The organism is Streptomyces caniscabiei, assembly GCF_014930365.1.
Classification (GTDB): domain Bacteria; phylum Actinomycetota; class Actinomycetes; order Streptomycetales; family Streptomycetaceae; genus Streptomyces; species Streptomyces caniscabiei.
Genome location: NZ_JABXWI010000026.1, coordinates 63,862 through 90,350 on the forward strand (window position 1 = coordinate 63,862; position 26,489 = coordinate 90,350).

A 26,489-nucleotide genomic window follows, 5' to 3' on the forward strand; every position below is an offset into this window, starting at 1 on the left:
CAACTTGTTTGCGAACGGTTGCGTGATCGATAGCCGGACGAGGCAACCTGTTCGCCTCGAAACGCATCAGGGGCTGTAGGACAGTTGCGGAACGTCGAAGCAGGTGGCGTTCATGTCGCCCTGGCTGACCCACCCCTTCCCGTCCCGCCAACGGGCCACGGACACGCAGGTCCGGCGCGTCGTCGGGGGCTCGGCGAGCCGCTCGAAGCGAACGGGGAGGAGCAGTCCGTCGGCGCTGTAGGGCTCGTCGCGGTTCATGAAACGGTCGACGCAGGCGCGTGTGACGCCCTCCGTGTTTCCGGCGCACGAGCGCGCCGCGTCCGTGAACCACATCGCGGCCGCCCAGCCCTCCAACTGCCACTGGGAGTGCGTCTTCAGGCCCTTCGTCGCGTCCCGGAACTCCCGCACGGCCGGGTCGCCGACGTCCGCGTGATTGCGGCTGGAGCCGGTGGCCCACAGGGCGTTGCGGCAGCGCGGGGCGTCCGCGTACTCCTCGGCGACCGTGGAGGTCCAGTTCTGCACGTTGGTGACCTTGGCGGTGATGTCGGCACCCACGTCGTCCAGCGCCTGGCAGAGCCGGGCGTTGCCGTGGCCGTCGATGGCGTCGAAGACCAGGTCGGCGCCCTGCTCCTTGATGTCGGCGGCGGCCGCGCGGAAGTTGGGCAGCGCGAAGTCGACCTGCTCGGTGACCACTTCGTATCCCTCGGCCCGCAGCCCCCGCACCACCAGGCGGGCGTACGCGGCGGACGCCGACTGGTTGTACGAGACCACGGCGGCGGTGCGGGCGCCGTGCTCGCGCTCGAAATAGCGGTAGACCTCGGTGCCGCCGTACTGCTTGCCGTCCCAACCGGTCGTGCCGTGCCGGGGGGCGAGGCTGCCGTAGACGCTGTACAGATACGGGTACGTGTCGTACGCGGGCCCGATGGGCTGGCCCCCGATGTCGGGCACGCGCGCGCGTGCGACCCGCGCGGCGCCCGCGTAGTCCAGGGCGGTGGTGGCGACCAGCGCCACCACTCCGTCCTCCTCGACCAGCCGGTGCACGCACTCGTTGTTGCCGACACCGCTGCCCCCGTCGTCGCACTCCCGCACCTCGACGCGACGGCCGTCGACGCCGCCGCGCGCGTTGAGCGCGGCGAAGTAGGCCTTCGCGCCGTCGCGCGGTCCGGTGAACGCCGTGCCGCCGACGGGGCTGGTGACGCTGGTGATGATCCCGACGCGCAGCGGCGCCCGGCTCGACGGGGCGGGCGGGGCGCTCCCCCGCTCGAAGTCGCTCTCCGGGAGCCGGCTGCCGCAGGCCGTGGCCAGCAGGAGCAGCAGGCCCGCGGCGGCCGTCTCAGCAGCCCGGGCCCGGTGTCGCATTGCCGCTCAGCGCGACCAGCCCGCACAGGGTCTTGACGGACACCTTCCAGGTGCCGTCCTGCTCGACGGCCGTGCCCGCCGCGTCGGGCAGTGCCGTGGCGCCCTCCAGCAGCAGGGTGTAGGTGACGTCGGCGCCGGTCGCCGAGGTGAACTCGATCTTCCGGACCTCCGCCTCGACCTGCCCGCCGCGCTCGTCACCGCTGAACGCCGCGAGGACGGGGCCCATCTCGTCGCCGTTCTCCAGCACGGCCTGTTTCTCCTTCGTGGAGGTGGCCGGGTCGAAGAACGCCTTCCAGTTCTTCTTGATCTCCTGCTCGGCCGCCGCCGTGTCCGCGGGCGCGCTCGCGGACACGGTCTCCTCGGCGGGTTCGCTCGTCGTCCGCTCCACGGAGGGGGTGGGCGGAGGGCTGTCGCCGCCGCCACCGCTGTCGTCGCTGCACGCCGCGAGGGCCGGGGCGAGGAGCAGGATCAGGGCGGCCGCCAGGGCCGTTCCCCGTCCCGCCGCCCCGGACCCGCGTCCGTTCGCCCGCCTGAGGTCGCTCCCGAGAACCATCTGGCTCACCACCGGGTGTCGGTCCGGGCGGCATGCGCCCGGTTCTTTCAGGGTCAGCTTGCAGAAGGCATAGTGCAAGCCATCGGCTGTGATGGACAGACACACGACGTGTGGGGAGTCCCGGATGCCCCGGATGCGGACAGCCCGACCGCGCACCGCGCACCCCGTCCTCTGGTCCGGCTGGGCGGGCTGGGCCGCGCTCGCCGGCGGCGCGGTGCTGTGCGTCGTCGGCTGGTACGGCGTCTCCGGCGAGCGCTTCGCCGCACGTCAGCTCCCCTATCTGGCCTCCTGCACAGTCCCTGGCGCCGCGCTGATCGTCGCGGGCGCGGTCCTCCTCGCCCACGGCCGGAACGCCCTGGCCGCCTCACGGGTCGAGGAGTTGTACGGCCTCCTGGTCGCCGCGGAACCCGACGACGACGCCTCCCCGCAGGCACCGGCCGGCCCCCTCGCCACCAGCGGCACCCTGCTGATGGTGCCCGGCGGCACCCTCTGGCACCGCGCCGACTGCCCGCTGGTGGCGGGGAAGGCGGAAGCGGTGCCGGCGGACTCCCGCGTGCTGACGAGTGGCGCGCTGCGACCGTGCCCGATCTGCGAGGCACCCTCCCGGGGCGACTCCGCGGAGGGCTGATGGCGTCGCTGACATACGACCTCACGCTGGCCGGGCTGTCGGTCGGCAGCGCGGCGGCCCTCACCGGGATCGGCCTGATCGTGACCTACCGGGCGACCGGCGTGCTCAACTTCGCGCACGGGGCGATCGCCGTGGTGTGCGCGTATCTGCTGCGCCAGTTCACCGTGGAGTGGGGATGGCCCCTCTGGCCGGGCGCGGTGGTGACCCTGCTGATCGTGGCGCCCTCGATCGGCCTGATCCTGGAACGGTTCGTCTTCCGCCCGCTCGCCGTGCTCGGCGGTGACCCGGCGCAGTCCCTCGTCGCCTCCATCGGCGTCTTCGTCCTCCTCGTCGGCGGGACCGCGCTGCTGTGGGGGCAGGGCGCGCGGGACGACGCCCCGACCCTGCTCGCCGCCGATCCGTGGGGCCAGCTCGCGGTGGCCCTCGCCGTCGCGGCGGCCGTCGGCGCGGTCACCCGCTGGACGCGCCTCGGCCGGGAGCTGCGCGCCGTCGTCGACGACCGCTCCCTCGCCGTGCTCGGCGGCATCGACGCGGACCGGGTCGCCGCCGCGGGCTGGGCGTTCGGCTCCTTCACCGCGGGTCTGACGGGGGTCCTGCTGGCCCCGTACGTACGCCTCGACCCGTACGGCATGCCGCTGCTGGTGATGGAGGTGGTGGCCGTGGCGGTCGCCGCCCGGATGCGGAACCTTCCGGTGGCCGTGCTGGTCGCGCTCGGTGTCGCGGTCGCGCAGAGCCAGCTGACCCGGTTCCATCCGGCGGGCTGGGCGGAGCCGCTGCTGCGGGCCGTGGGCGCCAACCTCTTCGTGGTCGCCCTCCTCGTGGCGGCCCTGGTCCTGCCGGGTGTGGGCGACCGCGACGCGCCGCCCCGCACGGCGACCGCGCGGGTCCGCACGCCCGTCGGCGCATGGATCGTGGCCCTGCTGCTGTTCCTGATCCCGCTGGGCTTCGCGGGCCAGGACCTGCACACGGCCGTCCAGGTGCCGGCCCTGGGGGTGGTCCTGCTCTCCCTGGTGGTGGTGACGGGCCGAGGCGGGCAGATCTCCCTGGGCCAGGCTGCCTACGCGGGCCTGGGCGCCCTGTTCACGGCCCTCCTGACAGCCGGGCGGTTCCCGTTCCTCCCCGGCCTTCCCTCACCGGCCGCCCTGCTGGTCGCCGTGCTCCTGGTGGCCCCGCTCGGCCTGCTCACCGGCTGGCCCGCGATCAGCCGCCACGGCCTGGCGCTGGCGCTGGCCACGTTCGCCGTGGGGGTCGGCGTGAGCCGCTTCGTCTTCGCCCAGCCGTACGCGACCTCGGGCCTCGACCTCTCCCGTCCCCCGGGCTTCGAGGGCGACCGCGCGTACTACGTCCTGGAGTTGGCCCTGCTCTGCCTGGCGCTCGTGGCCACCCACGCCCTGCGCCGGGGCCGCACGGGCAGGGCGCTCGCCGCCGTGCGCGACCACGAGCCGGGGGCATCGGCGGCGGGCGTGCGCGTCCCGTCGCTGAAACTCGCGGCGTTCGTCGCGGGCGCGGCCCTCGCCGCACTCGGCGGCGGCATGCTCGCGATGGGTGTGCGCGCCTTCGACCCGGCCGCCTACGACCCCGTCCGCAGCCTCCTGTGGTTCGCCGCGGTCGTCGTCCTCGGCGCGGACAGCTCCCTCGGCGCCCTCGCGGCGGCCGCCCTGCTGGTGGGCCTGGACGCGGGCACCGAGGGCGGCGTGGCCACCGCGGTCGTCGGCGCCCTGGCCGTCCTGATCGGCCGCCTCCCCGGCGGCCCGTACGAGGCGGTGCGGAGGGGATTCGCCCGACTGCGACCGGGGGTTCGTGGGGAGCTGACCCCGGCGGGGGTGCGCGCTCGGCGACGGGTGCGGTCGGGCGCGCCGGCCGAGATGGGGCGGAGGGGGCCGGTGAGGACGGGCGCCGCGGGAGTCGGGACGGGCAGGCACGCGACGTCGGGCAGCGGGGCCGCCGGAGCCGGCACGGGCACGCGCGAGAGGGCGCGGGGACGACAGGGGGCGAGCCCACCCGGTGGGGCACGAGCCGCGTGGCGCGGCGGGGAGCCGTCCAGGGCCCCGCACCAGCCACTCGGGCCCGACGCCGACGCCCAACGGCCCCCCGCGCCTCCCGCCGACACCGATGCCCGCACCACCGCCGACGAAGCCGTGGCCGACGCCTCGGCCGACACCGTCAGCGCCACCGGCACCAGGGACACCCGCACAGACGTCAGCACCAGCCGCCCGCCCGATAGCCGCGCCGGCGCCTCCACTCCTCGCCCCGCCCCCTCCCTCCGGGCCCGCGGCCTCCAGCTCCGCTACGGCGGGTTCGCCGCCCTCGACGGTGTCGACCTCGATGTCCTCCCGGGGCGGGTCAGCGCGGTCGTCGGGCCCAACGGTGCCGGGAAGAGCACCCTCTTCCACTGTCTCGCCGGAACGCTGCGGCCGGACAGCGGAAGCGTGCGGCTCGGCGAGCGGGACATCACCCGACTGCCCGCGCACGCCCGTACCCGGCTCGGCGTCGGGCGGACGTTCCAGCAGCTGGCCGTCTTCCCGTCGTTGAGCGTGGCGGACAACGTACGGGTCGGCGCCGAGCAGGGGCGGATCGCCGATCCCGGGGCCGCGGAGCGGGCGTTGCGGCTGTTCGGGCTGGACGGGGCGGTGAGCACGGCACCGGCGGCCGGGCTGCCGACCGGGACCCTGCGGAGGGTCGAGCTGGCGCGGGCGCTCGCCGGCAGCCCCCGCGTGCTGCTGCTCGACGAGCCGGCCGCCGGCCTCGACTCGCCCGAGGTGGCCGCCCTGGCCCGCGTCCTGCGCGCCCTCGCCGACGACGGCACGGCCCTGCTCGTCGTCGAGCACGACCTCGACCTCGTCGCGGAGCTCGCGGACGTCGTCCATGTCATGGCGGCGGGCCGCATCGTCACCTCCGGCCCGGCCGGCCACGTGCTCGCCCCGGAGGCCGGACGATGACCGTCATCTCCCTCCGCCGCGCCCGCGTCCGCTACGGCCCCCTGGAGGCCCTGCACGGCCTCACCCTCGCCGCCCCGGGCCCCGGTCTCACCGTGCTGCTGGGCCGCAACGGCTCCGGTCGTACGACCGCGCTGCGGGCCCTCGCCGGCACGGTCGCCCTCTTCGGGGGTGCCGTGGTGTGGGACGGGGCCGACATCACGGGGACACCCGCGTACGAGCGCGCGCGGCGGGGCCTGGTCCTCGTACCGGAACGACGGGCCGTCTTCGGCGCGCTCACCGTGCGCGAGAACCTCGAACTCGCCGGGGCCGCACTCTCCCGCGCCCTGGACGCCTATCCGGCGCTCGAACCCCTGCTCCCCCGCCGAGCGGGCACCCTCTCCGGCGGCGAGCAGCGCATGCTCGCCCTCTGCCGGGCCCTGTCGGACCGGGCGCGCGTGGTGCTCGTCGACGAACCCACCCAGGGCATGTCGCCCGCGGTCGCGGCCCGTACGTACGAGCTGCTGAGCGGCCTCGACGCCTGTGTGGTCCTCGCCGAGCAGCGCCTGCCGCCGGCGGTGAGCGAGGTACCGGGCGTCCTCGCGTACGAACTCCGGCGCGGGGCACTGGCGTTCGGCGGGGAGGCGACCGAACTCGCCCGACCGTCCGGCGGACAGGGCTGATCGGGTCGGGGCCCGGAGGTCAGAGGTCGAGCCGCTGCCCCGGGACGATCAGATTCGGGTCGCCGCCGATCACGTCCTTGTTGGCGGCGTAGACCTGCCGCCAGGTGGTGCCGTGCCGGACGGCGATACCGCTCAGGGAGTCGCCCTGCCGCACGGTGTAGTCGCCGCGCGAAGCGCTGCGGTCCGGGTGGCCGGTGGAGCGCGACGGTGCCTTCGGGGGCGCCGACTTGACGGACTTCCCGGCCCCGGTGGAGGTGGCCGAGCCGGTGGTGCCGGTGGAGGGCGCGGCGGGCGCGCCGCCGGACGCCCCGGCACGTCCGGAACAGACGGGCCACGCTCCCCAGCCCTGGGCGCGCTGGACCTTGGTGGCGATCGCGATCTGCTGGGCCTTGGAGGCCTTGTCGGCGGTGGCCGCGTAGGCGGTGCCGCCGTAGGCACGCCAGGTGGAGGCGGCGAACTGCAGGCCGCCGTAGTAGCCGTTGCCGGTGTTGATGTGCCAGTCGCCGCCGCTCTCGCACTTGGCGATGCGGTCCCACACTCCGCTGTCGGCCGCCGAGGCGCTGCCGGTGACGGCCAGGAGCCCGAGCGGGGCGAGCAGCGCCGCCCCGGCGAGAACCGCCGTCGTACGCGTCGTACGCGTCTTCCGGGCGCTGCCGCGCGTGGTATCGGCGTATTCAGCACATTCGGACATGAAGATCCCTCTCCACGGACCCGGGGTCCCCCCGAGCGGGGCGCTTCCCGCGCACGGACGCGGGTGTCGCGCTCCGCCCCGTCCGCCGGAGGTGGTGCTGCGCGCTGTCTGGCTCTGCGCGGCCGGCGGACGTACCCGAGCGGTGCTCGTTGCACACGGCCGGGAATGTAGGGAGGTTGACGGGTTGTCAGCAAGCAAGGGCTCGTCGTGCGAGGCCAGTTCACCGTTACCCGGAGTAGCAACCAATTCCGGCCACCCATTTCATTCCCTGATTTCCTGATATGTCGGCCGGTGACCTCGGCGGCCTGTGACCCACTTCACCGGATCAACTTCGCCGGACGCTCGGGAAGTTGGCGCGGAGTAACCGATTCCGCCCTGGGATTCACCCTGCGCTGCGGTTGGTTCGATTCCGTTCGTCCTCGGGCGTGACTCCGGCCACAGATCGCCCGTTGTCTTCTGCATGAGCCGGAACCTCCGCGCTCATGGGCCGGGCGCCACCCGGCACCGCCACGCACCGCATCCCGAGGAGCCACCCGTGCCGCGCATGCTCGAGGTCAGCGACGAGGTACGCGCCGAGATCGGCGACGAAGAAGCCGACCGGCTGCTCGCCGGAGAGAACGCCCCCGGCGGCTACGACTGCACGTCGTGCCGCACCCCCGGCGACTCCGAGCAGGAGCGCACCAGCACCGTCCTCTTCGTCGGCGACGAGACAGCCGTGCTCGCCTTCGCCCACGCCACCTGTCTGCCCTCCCAGGTCGTCCAGGTCACCGAGGAGCAGTTGCAGGGCGCCGCCCGTTCCATCGCCGGGGACAACCAGGCCCAGGCCGCGCCCGAGCAGGCCGTGCTCGGTGTCACCAGCGGACTGATCCTGCTCAGCGGCGAGTTGCACCCGGCGCTGGTCGTCGAGCCGACCGCCCCCATCGCGCGCCCGGGCACGACCGGCGCGGGCGACGACTTCCTGCCGCTGCTCATCGAGCAGGGCTTCATGCCGCTCCCCCAGATCGACTCCGTGCCCCCCGTGCTGCACGGCTGGTCCGTGCTGCTCGCCATGGGGCAGCTGCACGCCATCCTGCAGCCGGGCACCTCCGGTGGTTCGCCCGTCGCGTGGTGGCAGGCGCATCAGGCGCTCCAGGTCGCCGACGCGTGGCGGGCCGCCGCCAACAAGCACCAGCAGGTGCTGATGTTCGCGGCACCCGTGGGGTCGATCGGGCGGCAGCCGCGGGAGGACCTGCTGCGGGACGCGCTCGACAAGGCGGCGGCGAACGGGAAGTTGGTGGCGGCGACGCTGCCGCTGGCCGGGACCTGATCGCTCCGCTCGGCGAGCCGTGACGACCCGCCGTAGCAATGCGGCTGGTCAGTCGGCCGCGAGTCGTGCGGGGCTTCTCGCGCGGTTCCCCGCGCCCCTTCAGGGCGCTTCCCGGGCCGGAGGCTGAATGGTTGAGGGAGCGCATCCCTTCCGTCGTGAGGTCGTTGGCACAGACGTGCACGCATACGACGTTCCTCGCCGCCAGTCCTATCAGTCGATCCCGTCCATGCGGCCGACTCAGGATCCGTCGGGCGGGTCCTCGGCCACGCCCATCTACGACTCGCTCTACGCGGAGTGGGTCAGGACCTACCGGACCCTGCCGGGCGACCGGCACGGGGAGGAGGAGCTGGGCTTCACGGGTTTCGGAAGCCTGGCGCACGGCTCCGGCGGACAGCGCGCCACCGGGTCGTACACCTCCGGCTCGTACGGCGCCCGGCACGCGGCGGGACATCTCGCCACCCAGCGCGAGACCCAGCCCGGTCACACGACCTCGACGACGGCCGTGTGGCAGCCGGTGGGGCGGATCCCCACCGGGCACACGGGGATGCACCACATCCCGTCCCCGCTGCCCCCGGGTCCGCGCCGAGGTCTTTGAAGCGCGGAGGTCTTGAAGCGGAGCGCAGCACACGAGGAGGCGGCCACCCCGAAGTCCGGGTGGCCGCCTCCTCGTGTCGCTCGTGCCTACTTCTTCCTGCCGCGCTTCTCGCGCACCCGCACCGAGATGTGGATCGGGGTGCCCTCGAAGCCGAACTCCTCGCGCAGCCGGCGCTCGATGAAGCGGCGGTAGCCCGCCTCGATGAAGCCGGAGGCGAAGAGGACGAAGCGCGGGGGCTTGGTGCCGGCCTGGGTGCCGAAGAGGATGCGGGGCTGCTTGCCGCCCCGGATCGGGTGCGGGTGGGCGGCGACCAGTTCGCCGAGGAAGGCGTTCAGCCGGCCCGTCGGGACACGGGTCTCCCAGCCGGCCAGGGCCGTCTCGATCGCGGGGACCAGCTTCTCCATGTGCCGGCCGGTGCGGGCCGAGACATTGACCCGGGGCGCCCAGGCGACCTGACCGAACTCGGTCTCGATCTCCCGCTCCAGGTAGTAGCGGCGCTCCTCGTCGAGGGTGTCCCACTTGTTGTAGGCGATGACCATCGCGCGGCCCGCCTCGACGGCCATCGTCACGATGCGCTGGTCCTGCACGGAGATGGACTCGGAGGCGTCGATGAGGATGACCGCCACCTCCGCCTTCTCCACGGCGGCCGCGGTGCGCAGCGAGGCGTAGTAGTCGGCGCCCTGCTGGAGGTGGACGCGCTTGCGGATGCCGGCCGTGTCGACGAACTTCCAGACGACGCCGCCGAGTTCGATCAGCTCGTCGACCGGGTCACGGGTGGTGCCCGCGATCTCGTTGACGACGACGCGCTCCTCGTTCGCCACCTTGTTCAGGAGGGAGGACTTGCCGACGTTCGGGCGGCCGATCAGGGCGATGCGGCGCGGGCCGCCGACGGCCGTGCCGAAGCTCTGCTCGGGCGCCTCCGGCAGTGCCTCCAGGACGGCGTCCAGCATGTCGCCGGTGCCACGGCCGTGCAGCGAGGAGACCGGGTGCGGCTCGCCGATGCCGAGGGACCACAGCGCGGTCGCGTCGGCCTCGCCGCTGGGGCCGTCGACCTTGTTGGCGCACAGCACCACGGGCTTGTTGGCCTTGCGGAGCAGTCGTACGACGGCCTCGTCGGTGTCGGTGACGCCGACCTTGGCGTCGACGACGAACACGACGGCGTCGGCGGCCTCGATGGCGTACTCGGCCTGGGCGGCGACGGAGGCGTCGATGCCGAGGACGTCCTGCTCCCAGCCACCGGTGTCGACGACCTTGAAGCGGCGGCCCGCCCACTCGGCCTCGTAGGTGACGCGGTCACGGGTGACGCCGGGCTTGTCCTCGACGACCGCCTCGCGGCGGCCGATGATGCGGTTCACCAGAGTCGACTTGCCCACGTTCGGGCGGCCTACGACGGCGAGGACGGGCAGCGGGCCGTGGCCCGCCTCCTCGATCGCGCCCTCGACGTCCTCGACGTCGAAGCCCTCTTCCGCGGCGAGCTCCATGAACTCCGCGTACTCGGCGTCGCCAAGCTCTCCGTGCTCGTGCTCGGAGGGAAACTGGTCGTTCATGAAGTCCGTACCTCGTAGTTCATCGTGGTGATCGGTGGGGCACCCGGCCTGTCGACCGGCTGATCCACTACTCAGTGTCGCCCAGCGCCCGATCGGACGCCCGGCGTTTTACCGGCGGCCGGTGAGCCGCCGGGCGTTCTCCAGGTGGGCGCCGAGCTGCTTCTGGATGCGCACGGTCGCCTCGTCGAGTGCCTTGCGGGTCCGCCGGCCGGTGCCGTCGCCCGCCTCGAACGGGTCGCCGAAGACGACGTCGACGCGCGAGCGCAGCGGGGGCAGCCCCTTGATCAACCGTCCGCGCCGGTCGGTGCTTCCCAGTACGGCGACCGGGACGATCGGTGCTCCGCTGCGCACGGCGAAGTAGGAGAGCCCGGCGCGCAGCGAGGCGAAGTCGCCCTCGCCCCGGGTGCCCTCCGGGAAGATGCCCAGCACTCCGCCGTTGGCCAGGACGGCGAGGGCCTGGGTGATGGCGGTGCGGTCGGCGGTGGAACGGTCCACCTGCACATGGCCGACGGCGCGCATGAAGGGGCCGAGCGGACCGACGAACGCCTCCTTCTTGACCAGGAAGTGCGAGGGCCGGGGCGCCACACCGATGACCATCGGGCCGTCGACGAGGTGGGAGTGGTTGGCGGCGAGGATCACCGGGCCGGTCGTGGGGACCCGCCAGGCGCCCAGCACGCGCGGCTTCCACAGCCCGTACATCAGACCGACGCCGATACGCCGGCCCACCTCGGCGCCGAGCTCCGAAGGGGCCTCGACCGAGGTCGTCCCGGTCGGTGCCGTCCCGGTGGAGGTCGGCCGGTCCGCCGCTGCCTCGCTCACTTCCCCGCCCGCTTCTCCTCGACGAGGGTGACGACGCACTCGATGACCTGCTGGAGGGTGAGGTCGGAGGTGTCCACCTCGACCGCGTCGTCCGCCTTGGCGAGCGGGGAGGTCTTGCGGCTGGAGTCGGCCGCGTCCCGCTTGAGCAGCGCCTCGCGGGTCGCCTGCACGTCGGAGCCCTTCACCTCGCCGCTGCGGCGGGCGGCGCGGGCCTCCGGGGAGGCGGTGAGGAAGATCTTCAGGTCGGCGTCCGGCAGGACGGTCGTGCCGATGTCCCGGCCCTCGACGACGATGCCGTTCTCGGCGCCCGAGGCGATGGAGCGCTGCAGCTCGGTGATCCGGGCCCGCACCTCGGGGACGGCGCTCACGGCGCTGACCTTGGAGGTGACCTCCTGGGTGCGGATCGGGCTGGCGACGTCCGTGCCGTCGACGGTGATGGTCGGCCCGGACGGGTCGGTGCCCGAGACGATCTCCGGCTTGCCCGCCACGGCGGCGATCGCCGAGGGGTCCTCTATGTCGATGCCGTTGTTGACCATCCACCAGGTGATCGCCCGGTACTGGGCGCCGGTGTCCAGGTAGCTCAGCCCGAGCTGCGCGGCCACGGCCTTCGAGGTGCTCGACTTGCCCGTGCCGGAGGGGCCGTCGATGGCAACGATCACTGTGGCGCGTTCCACTGGGGAGCACCTTTCCTGGTCCGAGATGGTGGGGCGGGACGGAAGAGGCCCCGGACAAGGGTACTGGCTGTGCGTACCCCGTCCGGCCCTGCCCGGACGCACGCCCCCGGCCCCGCTCGTGCGGGGCCCCTGCCTCCTACTGCCGGATCGCCCAGCCCCGCTCCCGCAGTGCCCCCGTGAGCACCACCGCGGCCTTCGGCTCCACCATCAGCTGCACCAGGCCCGCCTGCTGCCCGGTCGCGTGTTCGATGCGGACGTCCTCGATGTTGACGCCGGCGGCGCCCGCGTCGGCGAAGATGCGGGCCAGCTGGCCCGGCTGGTCGTCGATCAGCACCGCCACCACCTCGTAGCTCCGCGGCGCGGACCCGTGCTTGCCGGGAACGCGGATCTGGCCGGCGTTGCCGCGGCGCAGGACGTCCTCGATACCGGTGACGCCCTCGCGGCGCTTGGCCTCGTCGGAGGCCTGGAGGGCGCGCAGGGCCTGGACGGTCTCGTCGAGGTCGGCGGAGACGTCGGCGAGGAGGTCGGCGACCGGGCCGGGGTTGGCGGAGAGGATGTCGATCCACATGCCGGGATCGGAGGCCGCGATCCGGGTCACGTCCCGGATGCCCTGCCCGCACAGCCGTACGGCCGACTCCTCGGCGTGCTCCAGCCGCGCGGCGACCAGGCTGGAGACGAGGTGCGGCATGTGCGAGACCAGGGCGACGGCCCGGTCGTGGGCGTCGGCGTCCATGACCACCGGGACGGCCCGGCAGTGAGAGACCAGCTCCAGGGCGAGGTTGAGGACCTCGGTGTCGGTGTCCCGGGTCGGGGTGAGCACCCAGGGGCGGCCCTCGAAGAGGTCGCCCGTGGCGGCCAGCGGCCCCGACTTCTCGCGCCCCGACATGGGGTGGGTGCCGATGTAGGAGGAGAGGTCGAGGCCCAGCGCCTCCAGCTCCCGGCGCGGGCCGCCCTTCACGGACGCCACGTCGAGGTAGCCGCGCGCGAGTCCCCGGCCCATGGCGTCGGCGAGGGTCGCGGCCACATGCGCGGGCGGGGCGGCGACGATCGCGAGGTCCACCGGGCCCTCGGGCGCCTCGTCGGTGCCGGCGCCGAGCGCGGCCGCCGTACGGGCCTGCTCGGGGTCGTGGTCGGTGAGGTGGACGATCACCCCGCGCTGCGCGAGAGCGAGGGCGGCGGAGGTGCCGATCAGCCCGGTGCCGATGACGAGTGCGGTTCTCACTGGGCGATGTCCTTGCGGAGCGCGGCCGCGGCACCCAGGTACACGTGGGCGATCTCGGAGCGCGGCAGGTCGGACTCGATGTGCGCGAGGATCCGTACGACCCGGGGCATGGCGCCCTCGATGTCCAGCTCCTGCGCACAGATCAGGGGGACGTCCACGATGCCGAGCTTGCGGGCCGCGGCGGCCGGGAAGTCGCTGTGCAGGTCGGGGGTGGCCGTGAACCAGATGCTGATCAGGTCGTCCGGACCGAGCCCGTTGCGTTCCAGGACCGCGGTGAGCAGTTCGCCCACCTGCTCGTCCATGTGCCCCGCCTCGTCCCGTTCGAGTTGGACGGCGCCCCGGACCGCTCGTACCGCCACGACTCTGCTCCTCGCTGATTCACCCGCCGACTCGTTGCACGACCAGCCTAGTCAGCCCGCCCCGGGCCGGTACGCGGCGCCCGCCTGCCGAGACGCCCGTGACGTACGGATCGCGCGTTTTGTGGCACTCTCTCCTGAGTTGGGTTCTTCCGCACGTTCGGAGTGACGACATGACGATGGGTTCGACGCGGCGCACGGTGCTCACGACCGGCGCGGCGGGCACGGCGGCGCTGCTGGTGGGGTGCGGCGGGGGCAATGGCGGCGATGGCGGCGACTCCCAGGAACAGACCTCGCCCGGGGACGCCGGCACGGGCGGCGCCGGTGAGGAGCTGGCCTCGACGGCCGACATCCCGGTGGGCGGCGGCAAGATCTTCGAGGAGCGGAAGGTCGTCGTGACGCAGCCGCAGGAGGGCGACTTCAAGGCCTTCTCGGCGGTCTGCACCCACCAGGGCTGCATCGTCAGCAGCGTCTCGGACGAGACGATCGACTGTGCCTGCCACGGCAGCCGGTTCACGATCACCGACGGCGCGGTGGTGCGCGGCCCGGCCACCCAGCCACTGCCCGCGGAGAAGATCGAGGTCGCGGGAAATTCGATTCGGCTGGCCTGAGGCACCACGTACGCTCCCGGGCATGCAGCCCCCGCACCCCCATCACACGCTGGTCCGCGACCACACGATCTACTCCTGTGTGATGGGGTCGCGGGCCTTCGGTCTGGCGACGGACGACAGCGACACGGACCGGCGCGGCGTCTTCCTGGCCCCCACCGAGCTGTTCTGGCGCTTCGAGAAGCCGCCGACCCATGTGGAGGGCCCGGCGGAGGAACAGTTCAGCTGGGAGCTGGAGCGCTTCTGCAATCTGGCCCTGCGCGCCAACCCGAACATCCTGGAGTGCCTGCACTCCCCCTCGGTGGAGCACGTCGACGCCACCGGCCGGGAACTGCTCGCGCTGCGCGGGGCGTTCCTCTCCCGGCAGGCCCACGAGACGTTCGCGCGCTACGCCCTCGGCCAGCGCAAGAAGCTCGACGCGGACGTCCGTACGCACGGCGCCCCGCGCTGGAAGCACGCCATGCATCTCCTGCGCCTCCTGATGAGCTGCCGCGATCTGCTGCGCACGGGCGCGCTCACCGTCGACGTGGGCGACCAGCGCGAGCCCCTGCTGGCGGTGAAGCGCGGCGAGGTGGCGTGGGCCCGGGTCGAGTCGTGGATGGCCCGGCTGGCGACGGAGGCCGAGGAGGCGGCGCACCGCAGCCCGCTGCCGCCGGAGCCGGACCGGGCCCGGGTCGAGGACTTCCTCGTCCGCACCCGGCACACGTCGGCCCTGCGCGCCCACCAGGACCTCGCGGCACCGTCGGATCGCGGGGCCGGCTCAGACCTTCGCGCCGTCGAGGCGGACCCGGACGACGAAGTCGTGCAGGGCGTCGTACGCGGAGGGGTTCTCCGGGAGCGCTGACAGCGCCTGCTCCCGCTCCAGCACCTCCTGGAGCCGCTCCACGTCCCGCGCGACGCGCTCCTGGTCGACCTCGGCCTTGCCGTGCTCCAGGGCCGCCTTCGCCGCGACGAGGTCCGGCAGATACCCGGGCGCCTCGTCCACCTGCGGCACCAGCGTGGGCAGATGGGCCTGCACCTCGCCGCTGCGCATGAGGTGGATACCGGTGAGCAGCACGCGGAACGTGTAGAGCAGCGGCTTGAGTTCACCGGTCTTCTCGAAGAGCCGCCACTGGGTGACACCGAACCCCCGGTAGTGGTGGGCGTGGTGGCGCGTGAGGACCCCGGGAGCGAGCGCGACCAGTTCGCGGTGCGCCTCACCGGTGTGCACGACGAGCGGCGAGAGCAGCTGCTCCAGCACATAGCCGTTGCGGCGCAGCATCAGCCGGGCGAACTTGCGCAGGTCGTGCGTGACGAGGTCCATCTCGACGCCGTCCCGGTCCCACATCCTCGACCGGGTCTCCTCCGGCTCGCGCAGCCCGACCAGTTCGGCCGCGGGCAGCACGTGCACTCCGCGCAGGTCCACGTCGGAGTCGCGCGACGGGAAGCCGTACAGGTGGGCGCCGGAGACGGTCGCGAACAGCAGGGGGTCGGGCTGTTCGGCGACCACCGGTGCCAGGTCGATGTCGAGGGCGTCGGTCAGGGCGTCGGTCATCCCTCAAGCGTCCCAGAGGGCTCCCAGCGAGACGAGGTCGCCCTGGTACTCGATCCGGTCGGCCCACTCGGCGGGCCAGGCGTCCGGCCCGTGGTAGGCGCCCGCGAAGGCACCCGTGAGGCAGGCGATGGAGTCGGAGTCGCCCGAGGTGCAGGCGGCGCGGCGCAGCGCGGTGACGGGCTCGTCGACGAAGAGCAGGAAGCACAGCAGCCCGGTGGCGAGGGCCTCCTCGGCGATCCAGCCCTCTCCCGTGGCCAGGCAGGGGTCCGTCTCGGGCGAGGGGAGCCGCAGGGCGCTCTGCACCCGGTCCAGGGCCTCCAGGCACTCGTCCCAGCCCCGGGCGATGTAGTGCTCGGGCGAGGGGTCCTGGCTGTAGGTCCACAGATCGCCGAGCCAGCGCGCGTGGTACCGGGAGCGGTTCTCGTACGCGTACGAGCGCAGCAGGCCGACCAGACCCATCGGTTCGGCGCCCTGGGCGAGCAGCCGTATCGCGTGGGCGGTGAGGTCGGATGCGGCGAGGGCGGTGGGGTGGCCGTGGGTGAGGGCGGCCTGCAACTGGGCGGCGCCCGCGCGCTGTTCCTCGCTCAGCGGGCCGATCAGGCCGAGCGGCGCGACCCGCATGTTGGCGCCGCAGCCCTTGGAGTGGATCTGGCTGGCGTACTGCCAGGGGTGGCGCTCGACCGCGAGGAGGTCGCAGGCGACCAGGCAGGTGTGGCCGGGGGCGCGGTTGTTCTCCGGGGAGCGGGACCACTCCACGAACTCCTTGCGGACGGCCCCCACCAGGGCCTCGGGGCTGAGCGACCCCCGGTCCATGGCGGCCCGCAGCCCGTGCCCCAGCGCCAGCGTCATCTGGGTGTCGTCGGTGACGATCGCGGGCTTCGGCAACCCCATCTTCCGCCAGGGGCCGCACTTGGCGAGGATCGAGGCGACGTCGCTGAACTCCGTCGGGAAGCCGAGGGCGTCGCCGAGGGCGAGTCCGATCAGTGAGCCGGTGGCGGAGCGCTTCGTACGGAGCGACATGGTCATCAGGGCCGTCCTTCTGTGGTGGGTCGCAGCAGCGGCGGGTGCAGGGCGGTGGCCCCACCCGCGCGGTACAGCGCGGCGGGCTTGCCGCGGCCGCCGGTCAGGCGGGCGGCACCGGGCACCTGTTCGACGAAGCCCGGCGTGGCCAGCACCTTGCGCCGGAAGTTGGGCCGGTCGAGCGGAGTGCCCCACACGGTCTCGTAGACCTGCTGGAGCTCGCCGAGGGTGAACTCGGGCGGGCAGAAGGAGGTGGCGAGACAGGTGTATTCGAGCTTGGCGCCGACGCGTTCGTGGGCGTCGGCGAGGATGCGGTCGTGGTCGAAGGCGAGCGGCCCGATGGCGTTGAAGCGCAGCCACTGGGCCTGCGCTGCGTCGCCTCCGCCGTGCGGGACGGGCGGGTCCGGCAGCAGCGCGGCGAACGCGACGGTGACGATCCGCATCCGGGGGTCTCTGCCGGGTTCGCTGTAGGTCCGCAGCTGTTCCAGGTGGAGTCCGGAGTCGTCCTTGAGGCCGGTCTCCTCCGCGAGTTCCCGCCAGGCGGCCTCCTCCGCGGACTCGTCCGGCAGCACGAACCCGCCGGGCAACGCCCAACGGCCCGCGTACGGCTCCTGGCCGCGCTCGACGAGCAGCACCTGGAGGGTGCCCGCGCGGACGGTGAAGACGGCCAGGTCGACGGTGACGGCGAAGGGTTCGAACGCGTACTTGTCGTAGCCCTCGGGTGAGGTCATGTCCATCGCCCCCTTAATGGTCACCATGACTAATAGTCATCACGACTATAAAACCGCGAGGGCCAGGGCCACAAGCCCTTTACGAGGAAAGGAACGCCAAGAACGTCGTCAAGCGCGGCGCCGGGAACGGCAAAGAGCCGGCCCCGACGGCAAACGGGACCGGCCCCTGCTCGCTCGCGCCGCACGGAGGCGGCACGGACCTGGCGTCCTGACGGACCCGGGCCCTAGGGGATGTTTCGAAAGTCCCGCACAGCACCCACGGCGCCCGGCACGCACCGGACGCCGCGGGCACCCCACAGGACTTCCGAAACACCCCCTAGAGGTCGACCTCCTGCATCAGCATGCCGACCTCGGTGTTCGACAGGCGGCGCAGCCAGCCCGACTTCTGGTCGCCGAGGGTGATCGGCCCGAAGGCGACGCGCACCAGCTTGTCGACCGGGAACCCGGCCTCGGCCAGCATCCGGCGCACGATGTGCTTGCGCCCCTCGTGCAGGGTCACCTCGACGAGGTAGTTCTTGCCGGTCTGCTCGACGACCCGGAAGTGGTCCGCGCGCGCGTACCCGTCCTCCAGCTGGATGCCGTCCTTGAGCTGCTTGCCCAGGTCACGCGGGATCGGGCCCACGATGTGCGCGAGATAGACCTTCTTCACGCCGTACTTGGGGTGGGTCAGCCGGTGCGCCAGCTCACCGTGGTTGGTGAGCAGGATGACACCCTCGGTCTCGGTGTCGAGCCGCCCGACGTGGAACAGCCGCGTCTCGCGGTTGGTCACATAGTCACCGAGGCACTGCCGGCCCTCGTTGTCCTCCATCGTGGAGACGACGCCGGCCGGCTTGTTCAGCGCGAAGAACTGGTACGACTGCGTCGCGACCGTCAGGCCGTCGACCCTGACCTCGTCCTTCTCCGGGTCGACCCGCTTGCCCTGCTCCAGCACGATCTCGCCGTTGACCTCGACCCGCGCCTGCTCGATCAGCTCCTCGCAGGCCCGCCGGGAGCCGTAGCCCGCGCGCGCGAGGATCTTCTGCAGCCGCTCGCCCTCCTGCTCGGCGCCCGGGAAGGTCTTGGGCAGCTTGACGTCCTTCTTGCCCGCGTAGCGCTCGCGGTTGCGCTCCTCGGCCCGCGCGTCGTACTCGCGCGAGGTCGCCGGGGCCCACCGCCCGCGCTGCTGCTGGGACTGCTTCGGACCGCCCTTGGACCCGCCGCGCGCCGAGGCGCCGCGCCCGGACTTGGGACCGTCCGGGGAGCCGCCGGGGCCAACGTCGTAACGGCGCTCCTCGGGGCGGGGCTTCTTCGGCCGGCCGCCCTGCTTGTCGTCGCGGTCGTTGCCCGCACCGCGGTAGTTGCCCCGGCCGCCGCCGCTCCCACCGCTCGCGCCACGGCCGCCGCCGCTCCCGCTCCCGCCGCGTCCACCACCGCTCCCGCCGCGGCCGCCGCTGTTGCCACCACGGCTCCCGCCGTTGTTTCCGCTGCTGTTCCTGCCGCTGCTGCTTCGCATCAAAGTTCCGTCTTGTCGTCTGTGTCCTCGGAATCCGGAGCGTCCGGATCGAACGACGGTACGGCTTCCTGGGTCTCGGCCTCGATCGCCTCCGCCTCCGGGAGGAAGGGCGCGAGTTCCGGGAGTTCGTCCAGACCGCGCAGGCCCATCCGCTCCAGGAAGTAGTTCGTCGTCCTGTACAGGATCGCACCTGTTTCGGGTTCCGCGCCCGCCTCCTCGACCAGACCCCGCTGGAGCAGGGTGCGCATCACTCCGTCGCAGTTGACCCCTCGTACGGCCGAGACCCTGCTGCGGCTCACCGGCTGCCGGTACGCGACCACCGCCAGCGTCTCCAGCGCGGCCTGGGTCAGCCGGGCCTGCTGCCCGTCGAGCACGAACCGTTCGACGGCGGCGGCGTACTCGGGCCGGGTGTAGAACCGCCAGCCCCCGGCGATCAGCCGCAGCTCGAAGCCGCGCCCCTGTGCCGCGTACTCGTCGGCCAGCTCCCGCAGCGCCTTGGAGATCTGCCGCTTCGGCCGCTCCAGGATCTTGCTCAGATGGTCCGCCGTCGCGGGTTCGTCCACGACCATGAGGACGGCCTCCAGGGCGGGCTTGAGGTCGAGACCGGCGACGCCGCTCGACCCCGCGGGCGCCCCGGTCGGATCCTCGGCCGTCCCCGCCCTCGCCCCCTCCCTCGTCTTCTCGCTCATGCCTTCGTCTCCTCCTTCGGCGGTTCGGGCGGCCGGTCGAACTCGTCCGTGACCACGGGCTCGGCGTCCCCGTCCCCGCCGGTCCAGCGCACGAGGAGCTCCCCGAGGGCGGTCTCCTGGTCCAGCGCCACGGCCTTCTCCCGGTAGAGCTCCAGCAGCGCGAGGAAGCGGGCGACGACGGTGAGGGTGTCGTCGGTGTCCTCGACGAGCACGCGGAAGGACGCCTCCCCCAGCTCCCGCAGCCGCGCGACCACGATCCCGGCCTGCTCCTGCACACTCACCAGGGGCGCGTGGATGTGGTCGACGTACACCTGCGGCTTCGGCTTCGGCTGCATCGCCTTCACGGCGAGCCTGGCGAATCCTTCCGCCCCGATGCTGATGACCACCTCGGGCAGCAGCTCGGCGTGGTGCGGCTCCAGCCCGACGGTCCGGGGGTAGCGGCGGGCCTCCTCGTCCAGGCGCCGGTTGAAGATGTCCGCGATCTGTTTGTACGCGCGGTACTGGAGCAACCGGGCGAACAGCAGGTCCCGGGCTTCGAGGAGCGCGAGGTCGGCCTCGTCCTCGACCTCGGCGGCGGGCAGCAGCCGCGCGGCCTTCAGATCCAGCAGCGTCGCGGCAACCACGAGGAACTCGGTCGTCTCGTCGAGGTCCCAGTCCGGTCCCATGGCCCGGATGTGCGCCATGAACTCGTCGGTGACCCTGGACAGCGCCACCTCGGTGACGTCCATCTTGTGCTTCGAGATCAGCTGGAGCAGCAGATCGAAGGGCCCCTCGAAGTTGGAGAGCCGGACCTTGAAGACACCGTCGGGGGTATCCTCCGGCTTTGATACAGGAGGTACGCGTCCCTCAGGGGGGAGTTCGGCCCCCTCGGTAACAGATGCGGCCACGCCCGGCCCCCGCCCCAGCGCACGCCGACGAACGGCGGCTGCGCTGGAGGGGGCGGCGGGAACATCAGACGAGGCCATAGCCCCCGCAGGCTACCGTTCCTGTGGACTGAGGAGGAGTGAGCTCACTCAGCCGCGCGCCCCGAACGGTCTTGGGCGAACTGGTCCCCGGCGTACTCGACCCTGGAGCAGCGACACGCATCCCGTGCGTGGTCCGATCCCAGGAGGCTGGTTCCCTGTGCGCTCCGGCAGTGGGCACGTGGCCGAAAGAGCAACGGGGAGGCCCCGAACCATCACTCCGGTGGAGGAGGGGCCCCGCACGCCCGCACCACGCTCAGCGGCCCAGATCGCCTGATCACCGTAGCCCGAACGGGCCAGGCCACCGCAAGCCTGGAAGCGGACTATCACACGATCGAGTCACACCACGCTCGTTCTGGCAAGCGCTCAGCTATCCTACCGCCCCCGCAGCCGTCGTACGAGGATGCTCGCGTCCCCACGGGACTCCAGATCCGCCAGCACCACGGCGACGGCCTCGCGCACGATCCGCCCCCGGTCGACGGCCAGCCCGTGCTCCCCGCGCAGCACCAGCCGCGCGTGTTCGAGGTCCATGAGCTCCTCGGCGGAGACGTACACGGTGATCTTCTCGTCGTGCCGCTCCCGCCCGCTGGGCCGGCGCCCGGAGGCCCGCCCCTTCTTGCGGGGCGCGGCGGCGGCTGAACCTTCCTGCGGCTTCGGCAGGCGCCCGGCCGCGGCGGCCCGCTCGGCACCGGCGGCGGCGGAGCGGCTGCGCGGCTGCTCACCGTCGGACTCGGCGTCCGCGGCCACATGCTCGGACCCCTCGCCGTCACCGCCCCGCACGGGCACGGACGGTGGGGCGTCCTCCGCGCCGGCGGCCCCGTCGCTGTCCCCGGCGGGAGCGGGCACACGGACCTCTCCGTTGGCCCCCCGCCGGGGAGTGGACGGCTGCAGCGCCATTCCCCCTGTCGTACGGAAGAGTTCGTCGGCCCCCGGCAGACTCACTCGGCGTGACACCGGGCGAGCACCTCCCTGGCGAGCTGGCGGTAGGCGGCGGCGCCGACGGAGTTGGAGGCGTACGTGGTGATCGGCTCACCGGCGACCGTGGTCTCCGGGAAGCGGACCGTGCGCCCGATGACCGTGTGGTAGACGTGGTCGTCGAACGCCTCGACGACGCGCGCGAGGACCTCACGGCTGTGCACGGTGCGCGAGTCGTACATCGTGGCGAGGATGCCGTCGAGCTCCAGGTCGGGGTTGAGCCGCTCCTGGACCTTCTCGATGGTTTCCGTCAGCAGCGCCACCCCGCGCAGTGCGAAGAACTCGCACTCCAGCGGCACTATCACCTTGTGGGCGGCCGTGAGGGCGTTCACGGTGAGGAGACCGAGCGAGGGCTGACAGTCGATCACGATGTAGTCGTAGTCGGCCAGCAGCGGCTTGAGCGCCCGCTGCAGCGTGGACTCGCGCGCGACCTCGGAGACCAACTGGACCTCGGCCGCCGACAGGTCGATGTTGCTCGGCAGCAGGTCCATGTTGGGGACCGCGGTCTTCAGCAGGACCTCGTCGGCCGACATGCCCCGCTCCATGAGCAGGTTGTAGACCGTGAGGTCGAGCTCCATCGGGTTCACCCCGAGGCCGACCGAGAGGGCGCCCTGCGGGTCGAAGTCGACGAGCAGGACCCGGCGGCCGTACTCCGCGAGCGCGGCACCCAGGTTGATGGTCGACGTCGTCTTGCCGACGCCGCCCTTCTGGTTGCACATCGCGATGATCGTCGCGGGACCGTGGTCGGTCAGCGGGCCCGGGATCGGGAAGTAGGGCAGCGGGCGACCGGTGGGACCGATGCGCTCGCGGCGCTGACGGGCCGCGTCGGGCGCGAGCGTGGCCGCGTACTCCGGATCGGGCTCGTACTCGGCGTCGGGGTCGTAGAAGTGCCCGTCGGGCAGCTCGTCGTAGTCGGCGAAGTGGTTGTGGACCCCGCCACTTCCGTCGCCGGCCATGGCGTTCACGTGTTGGCCATCCATGCTCTGGAGTGCTGTCGGAGTTGCCTGCGGACTCTGGTGGGCTGCGAAGGTGCGGACAGCGACCGAGCCGACAGCCGCGAACCCCGTGGGACCCGAGACCGGCGCAGGCATTCCTGGTTGACCACCCCCGGGAGTAAATGTCGACTCATTCACAAGTCGTCTTACCTCCTTGGTGACCAGGAAACTTCTAGATAGGTCAGCGTGGCACCATGCCGACGGTTGGCGACTCTATGGCGTGTCGGCGGTCCGCAGCAACACAATCCGCCGGACCCGGCCCGATGTGTCGGCAATGAAACATGCGGCTGTCAAGGGCGTAGGGCCGTCGCACGGCAGGTTTCACCGGTGCGCGAAACAACCGAACGGTTACGTTCGTGGCCAGTTGCGCGAGTGTCGCAAAGTGACCATACACACATCCGGCCGGACCTTGTGGGGCAAGATCCGGCCGGGACGACGCTGTTGACGACCTGTGTTGACGTATCGCCTTTTACCGAAAGGTGACTTGAAGCAGCCGGTCAGCGGGCCGTCGACGCACCGCGGACGGGGTCCCCGCGTCGGCGGATCAGCCGAGCAGTGACGCCAGCTCGACGTGCTCCAGGCCGTGCGCCTCGGCCACCTCGCGGTAAACGACCCTGCCGTCATGGGTGTTGAGCCCCCTGGCCAGCGCCGGGTCACGGCGCGCGGCCTCGGCCCAGCCGTGGTCGGCGAGTTCCACGATGTACGGGAGCGTGGCGTTGGTCAGCGCGTAGGTGGAGGTGTTGGGCACCGCGCCGGGCATGTTGGCGACGCAGTAGAAGACCGACTCGTGGACCGGGAAGGTCGGCTCGGCGTGGGTGGTGGGCCGGGAGTCCTCGAAGCAGCCGCCCTGGTCGATCGCGATGTCGACAAGGACACTTCCCGGCTTCATCCGCGACACCAGCTCGTTGGTGACCAGCTTCGGGGCCTTGGCTCCCGGGATGAGGACGGCGCCGATGACGAGGTCGGCCTCCAGGCAGGCCTTCTCCAGCTCGAAGGCGTTGGAGACGACGGTCTGGATCTTGGTGCCGAAGACCTTGTCGGCCTCCTTGAGCTTGTTGATGTCCTTGTCGAGCAGGGTCACGTGGAAGCCCATGCCGATGGCGATCTGCGCGGCGTTCCAGCCCGACACACCACCGCCGATGACGACGGCCCGCCCGGCCAGCACCCCCGGCACACCGCCGGGCAGCACGCCGCGCCCGCCGTTGGCCCGCATCAGGTGGTACGCGCCGACCTGGGGGGCGAGCCGGCCCGCGACCTCGGACATCGGCGCGAGCAGGGGGAGCGCGCGGTTCGGCAGCTCGACGGTCTCGTACGCGATCGCGGTCGTGCCCGACTCGACGAGGGCGTCCGTGCACTCCTTGGAGGCGGCCAGGTGCAGGTAGGTGAAGAGCGTCTGGTCCTTGCGGAGGCGGTGGTACTCCTCGGCGATGGGCTCCTTGACCTTGAGCAGCAGGTCGGCCGCGGCCCACACCTCGTCGGCCGTGGCCAGGATCTCGGCGCCGGCGGCGACGTACTCGACGTCCGGGATCGACGAGCCGACTCCGGCGCCCTGCTCGATGACGACCTGGTGCCCGTGGCGCACGAGCTCGTGCACGCCGGCGGGGGTGATCGCCACCCGGAACTCGTTGTTCTTGACCTCGCGGGGGATGCCGACCTTCACGTCGATCACGGTCCTTGGCTCGGAGGGGTGTGGGGCTCGCACGCACAGGCGGAAGATGCCCACGCAATGCAGGACATACCCGTACGCATCTGAGCGCACCGGGAGACACCGCAGGAGAACCGGCGGCGCAGCCAGTCTAATGAAGGTGTCCCCGCTGTCTAGCCTTTCAATGCATCAATCTTTCGCGGATGCACTACGGATTTCGTAGGCGTTAGCACCCTGTTCCGGCTCGATCTCGCCGGTTTCGGGGTCCTGGGCCTCGTCGCCGAGCAGCCGCTCGGCGGCCGCCCGGTGCAGCCGGGCCGCCGCGGGGTCGCCGAGCCGCTCCAGGGTGTCGGCGATCCGCAGCTGGATCGCGGCCTGCAGCCGGACGTCGTCGGCGCGCCGCGCCCACTCCGCGGCCTCCTGGCAGGTCCGCAGCGCCTCCTCGGGCCGCCCGGCGTACTCCTGGACCCGCGCCATCTCGCTCAACACCCTTGCCTGGCCGCCCACATCGCCGAGCCGGCGGTGGCCGGTGAGCGCCGAGCTCCAGTTGCGCAGCGCCTCGCCGTACCGGCCCGCGTAGGTGTGCGCGGCGGCGATCCGGCCGTACAGCCGGGTGGCGTCCTCGCGCTCGTCCCGGGCCAGCCGCTGGGCCAGCGCCCTGCCGTACCAGTCGGCGGCCCGCTCGTAGTCCTCCAGCTCCTGATGGGCGGCGCCCACGGATTCCATCGCGCGGCCGGTGGCGTACGGGTCGTTCGCCCGCCGTCCGGCGTCGAGCGCGGCCCGGTAGCGGGCCAGCGCCGCCGTCGTACGGCCGGTCCTGGCGTCCAGGTCGCCCAGGTTCAGCAGGGCGGCCGCCTGCTCGCGGGGCAGTTCGCGGCGCTCGGCGACATCGAGGACGAGCCCGTGCAGGTCGTACAGGTCCGGGGCGGCGGCCTGCGTGCCGAAGTGCGCCACCAGGGCTCTGACCAGCTGCGACATCAGGCGGCGGGCGAGGGTGTCCAGCTCGCCGTCGGCGACCGCGAGCCGGGCCGCGGCCAGCAGCGCGGGCCGGCGCACGCGCAGCCACTCCTCGGCGGCCCGGGGGGTCGGGAACCGCAGTTCCTTGGGCATCGCGAGGAGCTTCTCGCGGGCCAGCGGGCTGTCGGTCTCGGTGATGGCCCGGCAGGACTGCAGCAGCCGCACCGTCCGCTCCAGCATGCGCGCCCGGGCCAGCTGCAGTTCCCCCGGCCGCGCCTGGCTCTCCACGAGGGACCGCAGGAGCGGCTGGAGGCAACCGGGGACCTCGTACTGCGGCAGCGGCGAGTCGACCTCGTGCAGGAAGCCCAGGGCCACGAAGTCGTCCAGTGCGTCCCGGGCCGTGCCGACCGAGCAGCCGGCGAGGCCGGAGGCGATGTGCGGGTCGATGAGGCCGGCGGGGGCCAGGGCGAGCAACGGCAGTATCCGGGCGGCGGTGGTCGGCAGCGAGGCGTACGACAGCTTGAAGACCTTGGTGAGCGGCGGGCTGTCGTCCCCGTCGGCGCGCAGCTGTTTGGCAAGGTCGGCGACGGCGACGGAGGGCCGGGCGGCCAGCCAGCCCCCGGCGAGCCGCAGCGCGGCGGGCTGGGCCCCGCACACCTCGGCGAGCCCCTCGGCGGAGCGCGGGTCCACGGTGATGCGCACCGAGCCGCTGAAGCGTTCCAGCAGCTCCACGGCGGACTTGGTGTCCAGCCCGCCCAGGGTGCAGGGGCGGACGTCGGAGATACCCGTCAGCGGCCCGCCGGAGACCGCGACGACCAGGGAGTCCGGAGTGTCCGGCAGCAGCGCGTCGACCTGCTCGGCGTCGGCCGCGTCGTCCAGCAGGAGCACCACCCGGCGGTCGGCCAGCGCAGCGCGCAGCGCCTCGCTGAGGTCGTCCTCGTCGGCACCGGCCGGCGCCGGGAGTCCGAGCCCCCCGAGCAGATCCCGCGCCGCGCGCTCGATCGGGATCCGGGTGCCGTCGGGTTCGGTGAGCCGGGTCCGCAGCAGCCCATCGGGGTAACCGTCGGTAACTTGCCGGACGAGTTCCTCGGCGAGCGCGGTGCGGCCGAAGCCGGGCCGGCCGGCGATGAGCAGCACGCGCGCGTGGGGCGCCTTGCGGCCCGCCAGGGTGTTGAGCCCGGCACGGTCGATGTCGGCCCGCAGTTCCTTCAACTCTCGCGTACGGCCCAGGAACTGACTCTCCGTGAGGGCGGCCTCGACAGCCGGGGGCCGCCCCGTTCCGGACACCCGGGCATCCCCGAGATCCACCGCCTGATCCGCCACGGGCCACACTCCCGTCCCACCGCACGCGCAAGCCCGCCGGGACTCCGGTTCGGGCGTTTCCCGAGCCTAGTTCACGCTCTGCGACGATCAGGGCGGAGCGGGGCGGTGAGATCGCTCGATCGGATCAGCAGATCGTACGACTGGTGCGGTGAGGGTGACGAGAAGAAGAGCCGCGCCCCAGATGCTTTCAGGGGCGCGGGGAACTGCGCG

At 72.6% G+C, this 26,489-nt stretch carries 25 protein-coding genes; 7 read left to right on the forward strand and 18 right to left on the reverse strand.

The genetic code is table 11. The features are described from left to right. Nucleotides 1-66: 66 nt before the first annotated feature. Entirely contained in the window at nucleotides 67-1,359 is a 1,293-nt protein-coding gene (locus HW837_RS42745; RefSeq protein WP_045556968.1) for an ABC transporter substrate-binding protein, read from the reverse strand. After that, the gene (locus HW837_RS42750; RefSeq protein WP_193381916.1) at nucleotides 1,334-1,912 is read right to left on the reverse strand and encodes an MTB12 C-terminal domain-containing protein; all 579 of its coding nucleotides are present in this window, start codon (nucleotides 1,910-1,912) and stop codon (nucleotides 1,334-1,336) included. Before HW837_RS42750 ends, HW837_RS42745 begins: the two co-directional genes overlap by 26 nt. A gap of 133 nt (nucleotides 1,913-2,045) precedes the next feature. Between HW837_RS42750 and HW837_RS42755 the strand changes: the two genes are divergently transcribed. Genes HW837_RS42755 through HW837_RS42765 form a run of 3 tightly spaced genes read left to right on the forward strand, consistent with a single transcriptional unit; the run spans nucleotide 2,046 to nucleotide 6,138 of the window. Beyond that, nucleotides 2,046-2,540, forward strand: a complete 495-nt coding sequence (locus tag HW837_RS42755; protein WP_093791907.1) for a hypothetical protein — start codon at nucleotides 2,046-2,048, stop codon at nucleotides 2,538-2,540. Beyond that, nucleotides 2,540-5,479 carry an ABC transporter permease subunit gene (locus HW837_RS42760; protein WP_193381917.1) on the forward strand — a complete coding sequence of 980 codons (2,940 nt, stop codon included), beginning with the start codon at nucleotides 2,540-2,542 and terminating at the stop codon, nucleotides 5,477-5,479. The genes HW837_RS42755 and HW837_RS42760 overlap by 1 nt, the downstream gene beginning before the upstream one ends. After that, nucleotides 5,476-6,138 carry an ATP-binding cassette domain-containing protein gene (locus tag HW837_RS42765; RefSeq protein WP_045556966.1) on the forward strand — a complete coding sequence of 221 codons (663 nt, stop codon included), beginning with the start codon at nucleotides 5,476-5,478 and terminating at the stop codon, nucleotides 6,136-6,138. The genes HW837_RS42760 and HW837_RS42765 overlap by 4 nt, the downstream gene beginning before the upstream one ends. Before the next feature lie 19 nt (nucleotides 6,139-6,157). Here the strand turns inward: HW837_RS42765 and HW837_RS42770 are convergent, their stop codons facing one another. After that, a complete protein-coding gene (locus tag HW837_RS42770) occupies nucleotides 6,158-6,829 on the reverse strand; it encodes a LysM peptidoglycan-binding domain-containing protein (protein ID WP_193381918.1) in 672 nt (223 codons plus the stop codon). 535 nt (nucleotides 6,830-7,364) lie between these two features. Between HW837_RS42770 and HW837_RS42775 the strand changes: the two genes are divergently transcribed. Together HW837_RS42775 and HW837_RS42780 are read left to right on the forward strand one after the other, a co-directional pair. Then, nucleotides 7,365-8,135, forward strand: a complete 771-nt coding sequence (locus HW837_RS42775; RefSeq protein WP_060885271.1) for a hypothetical protein — start codon at nucleotides 7,365-7,367, stop codon at nucleotides 8,133-8,135. Nucleotides 8,136-8,361: 226 nt separating this feature from the next. Next, entirely contained in the window at nucleotides 8,362-8,730 is a 369-nt protein-coding gene (locus tag HW837_RS42780) for a hypothetical protein (RefSeq protein ID WP_193381919.1), read from the forward strand. A gap of 86 nt (nucleotides 8,731-8,816) precedes the next feature. Here HW837_RS42780 and der read toward each other — a convergent pair whose 3' ends face one another. The 5 genes from der to aroH form a co-directional block, all read right to left on the reverse strand. Further along, a complete protein-coding gene (gene der / locus HW837_RS42785) occupies nucleotides 8,817-10,277 on the reverse strand; it encodes a ribosome biogenesis GTPase Der (protein WP_045556962.1) in 1,461 nt (486 codons plus the stop codon). Nucleotides 10,278-10,385: 108 nt separating this feature from the next. Then, nucleotides 10,386-11,135 (reverse strand): lysophospholipid acyltransferase family protein, encoded by a 750-nt coding sequence (locus tag HW837_RS42790; protein ID WP_086784648.1) that lies wholly within the window; start codon nucleotides 11,133-11,135, stop codon nucleotides 10,386-10,388. Then, nucleotides 11,093-11,770 carry a (d)CMP kinase gene (gene cmk / locus HW837_RS42795; protein WP_193381920.1) on the reverse strand — a complete coding sequence of 226 codons (678 nt, stop codon included), beginning with the start codon at nucleotides 11,768-11,770 and terminating at the stop codon, nucleotides 11,093-11,095. The genes HW837_RS42790 and cmk overlap by 43 nt, the downstream gene beginning before the upstream one ends. A gap of 136 nt (nucleotides 11,771-11,906) precedes the next feature. Continuing rightward, a complete protein-coding gene (locus HW837_RS42800) occupies nucleotides 11,907-12,992 on the reverse strand; it encodes a prephenate dehydrogenase (protein ID WP_045556959.1) in 1,086 nt (361 codons plus the stop codon). After that, on the reverse strand, nucleotides 12,989-13,351 hold the full coding sequence (gene aroH, locus HW837_RS42805) for a chorismate mutase (protein WP_045556958.1): 363 nt from the start codon (nucleotides 13,349-13,351) through the stop codon (nucleotides 12,989-12,991). Before aroH ends, HW837_RS42800 begins: the two co-directional genes overlap by 4 nt. 170 nt (nucleotides 13,352-13,521) lie before the next feature. Here aroH and HW837_RS42810 point away from each other — a divergent pair, with 170 nt between their 5' ends. Continuing rightward, entirely contained in the window at nucleotides 13,522-13,959 is a 438-nt protein-coding gene (locus tag HW837_RS42810; protein WP_193381921.1) for a Rieske (2Fe-2S) protein, read from the forward strand. A 22-nt stretch (nucleotides 13,960-13,981) separates the two neighbouring features. Then, nucleotides 13,982-14,800 carry a nucleotidyltransferase domain-containing protein gene (locus HW837_RS42815; RefSeq protein WP_045556956.1) on the forward strand — a complete coding sequence of 273 codons (819 nt, stop codon included), beginning with the start codon at nucleotides 13,982-13,984 and terminating at the stop codon, nucleotides 14,798-14,800. Here HW837_RS42815 and HW837_RS42820 read toward each other — a convergent pair. From HW837_RS42820 to HW837_RS42865, 10 genes are all read right to left on the reverse strand, one after another. Beyond that, complete coding sequence (locus tag HW837_RS42820; protein ID WP_045557334.1) at nucleotides 14,717-15,478, reverse strand: nucleotidyltransferase domain-containing protein; 762 nt, start codon at nucleotides 15,476-15,478, stop codon at nucleotides 14,717-14,719. The genes HW837_RS42815 and HW837_RS42820 overlap by 84 nt on opposite strands. A 15-nt stretch (nucleotides 15,479-15,493) precedes the next feature. Continuing rightward, complete coding sequence (locus tag HW837_RS42825) at nucleotides 15,494-16,516, reverse strand: ADP-ribosylglycohydrolase family protein (RefSeq protein WP_193381922.1); 1,023 nt, start codon at nucleotides 16,514-16,516, stop codon at nucleotides 15,494-15,496. Then, on the reverse strand, nucleotides 16,516-17,241 hold the full coding sequence (locus HW837_RS42830) for an NUDIX hydrolase (protein ID WP_045557333.1): 726 nt from the start codon (nucleotides 17,239-17,241) through the stop codon (nucleotides 16,516-16,518). The genes HW837_RS42825 and HW837_RS42830 overlap by 1 nt, the downstream gene beginning before the upstream one ends. Before the next feature lie 316 nt (nucleotides 17,242-17,557). Then, on the reverse strand, nucleotides 17,558-18,733 hold the full coding sequence (locus HW837_RS42835; RefSeq protein WP_045556954.1) for a pseudouridine synthase: 1,176 nt from the start codon (nucleotides 18,731-18,733) through the stop codon (nucleotides 17,558-17,560). After that, complete coding sequence (scpB, locus tag HW837_RS42840) at nucleotides 18,733-19,422, reverse strand: SMC-Scp complex subunit ScpB (protein ID WP_045556953.1); 690 nt, start codon at nucleotides 19,420-19,422, stop codon at nucleotides 18,733-18,735. The genes HW837_RS42835 and scpB overlap by 1 nt, the downstream gene beginning before the upstream one ends. Next, nucleotides 19,419-20,387 carry a segregation and condensation protein A gene (locus HW837_RS42845; RefSeq protein WP_045556952.1) on the reverse strand — a complete coding sequence of 323 codons (969 nt, stop codon included), beginning with the start codon at nucleotides 20,385-20,387 and terminating at the stop codon, nucleotides 19,419-19,421. Before HW837_RS42845 ends, scpB begins: the two co-directional genes overlap by 4 nt. Nucleotides 20,388-20,759: 372 nt before the next feature. Further along, a complete protein-coding gene (locus HW837_RS42850; RefSeq protein ID WP_078853381.1) occupies nucleotides 20,760-21,338 on the reverse strand; it encodes a hypothetical protein in 579 nt (192 codons plus the stop codon). Continuing rightward, nucleotides 21,323-22,450: a ParA family protein gene (locus tag HW837_RS42855; protein WP_078853380.1), complete on the reverse strand. Its 1,128-nt coding sequence runs from the start codon at nucleotides 22,448-22,450 to the stop codon at nucleotides 21,323-21,325. The genes HW837_RS42850 and HW837_RS42855 overlap by 16 nt, the downstream gene beginning before the upstream one ends. Before the next feature lie 448 nt (nucleotides 22,451-22,898). Further along, nucleotides 22,899-24,023, reverse strand: a complete 1,125-nt coding sequence (ald, locus tag HW837_RS42860) for an alanine dehydrogenase (RefSeq protein ID WP_045556949.1) — start codon at nucleotides 24,021-24,023, stop codon at nucleotides 22,899-22,901. Nucleotides 24,024-24,188: 165 nt separating this feature from the next. Further along, complete coding sequence (locus tag HW837_RS42865; protein ID WP_045556948.1) at nucleotides 24,189-26,279, reverse strand: tetratricopeptide repeat protein; 2,091 nt, start codon at nucleotides 26,277-26,279, stop codon at nucleotides 24,189-24,191. Nucleotides 26,280-26,489: the final 210 nt, after the last annotated feature.